General features: G+C 72.5%; 1 protein-coding gene. It reads right to left on the reverse strand.

Features of this window, described 5'->3' with window-relative positions; genetic code table 11:
- Positions 1–447, reverse strand: a 447-nt coding sequence (locus tag BEK98_RS47430) for a serine/threonine-protein kinase (protein WP_143684298.1), incomplete at both ends; no start/stop codon positions are given.

The following is a 447-nucleotide window of genomic DNA, read 5'->3' on the forward strand; positions in this document are numbered from 1 at the left end:
GCAGCAGTGCGACCAGCGCGGCGAGCCGTCCCCGGCCGCGTTCCTCCCAGTCGGGCCCATAGGCGGCGCCGGCGGCCGCCTCCAGTTCTGAGACGAACGCTTCGGCGTGTGTGGGCCGCTCCTCCGGGTCCTTGGCCAGGCCGCGCCGCACCAGTGCGCGCACCGGCTCGGGGACCTCGTCGGCGGGGACGGGCGCGTCGACGTGCTGCAGCGCGAGTTCGGCGATGTTGTCGCCCGAGTACGGTTTGTGGCCCGTCAGGCACTCGAAGAACGTGGCCGTGGCCGCGTACACGTCGGCGGTGGGAGAGGCGGGCGCGCCGGTCCACTGTTCCGGGGCCATGTAGGAGGGGGTTCCCGCGACGCCGACACTGGTGCCGGTATCCACCGCGATCCCGAAGTCGACGAGCTTGGACGAACCGTCCGGCACGACCAGGACGTTCTCCGGCT

Source organism: Streptomyces diastatochromogenes, assembly GCF_002242805.1.
In the GTDB taxonomy this organism is placed as follows: Bacteria; Actinomycetota; Actinomycetes; order Streptomycetales; family Streptomycetaceae; genus Streptomyces; species Streptomyces diastatochromogenes.